We start from the raw sequence: 845 nt of genomic DNA, 5'->3' as shown, positions 1-845 counted from the left end.
TTGATTTTCGGTTATACTTCTAGTAGTATTATATTGCATATAAAAAGACCCCCAGTATTATTTAAGATTCGACACCTTAATAATATAACTGGGGTTTTTTATTGTCAAATTTTCCTTTCACGCACAAAAACACGTTTAAACGCTGTAATATCAACAGTTACAGCTGTATATATAAAATCGAGTTATTTCTATATAGTATCAAGACAAGAAGAAACTCGTTTCACTCGTTTCAAAAACCCTCATGATTTTTAGAGAAAAACTCTCTTATTTCATCGTCTTTAATAAAATAATATGCCATCTTTCCATCTTTATAAAAATCAAGTACCTCATTTTTATATAAAAGCCTTAAATGATGTGAAGTTGAAGCAACACTCATTTTCAATATCAAAGAAATATCACAAACACACAACTCATCTTCTTTAATCAAAGATAATATGATTTTCAATTTCTTCTCATCACAAATTTTTTCTAAAATGTTAAGTAATTTCTTAGATTTATCATCTTCTAAAAAACTTAAAGCATTGTTAACTTTATCCTCATGTACACAGATCACATCACAAGTATTTTCATAACTCATATAAAATCACACCCTAAATTAAAATATAAATCCTAAAATTGTTTGAATAGTGTCATTTTCAATAATAATAAATAAACCTAAAGCTATATAAATGATAGCCATAATCCAACGACTAAATTTCTCAACAATTTCTCCAATTCCTGGGATATTAGCTAATTTTTGTGCAGTAAACACCAAGAAGAAAATTAAAATTAAAAAGACAAACAGAGTAAGTAATAAATTAGTAACACTTAATGTCACAAAATACGGAACAAATAAACCAATATTA

Annotated in this window: 1 protein-coding gene and 1 pseudogene; both read right to left on the bottom strand. The window is 26.4% G+C overall.

Features of this window, described 5'->3' with window-relative positions:
• Positions 1-229: 229 nt before the first annotated feature.
• Positions 230-577, bottom strand: a complete 348-nt coding sequence (locus tag SD53_RS12305; RefSeq protein ID WP_000119690.1) for an ArsR/SmtB family transcription factor — start codon at positions 575-577, stop codon at positions 230-232.
• Positions 578-595: 18 nt separating this feature from the next.
• Positions 596-845, bottom strand: a pseudogene (gene cadD / locus SD53_RS12300) (cadmium resistance transporter CadD); the annotation flags it as partial.

Origin of the sequence: Rheinheimera mesophila, assembly GCF_000986865.1 — a bacterium.
Taxonomy (GTDB): domain Bacteria; phylum Pseudomonadota; class Gammaproteobacteria; order Enterobacterales; family Alteromonadaceae; genus Pararheinheimera; species Pararheinheimera mesophila.
This window is presented reverse-complemented; position numbering and strand designations above follow the sequence as displayed.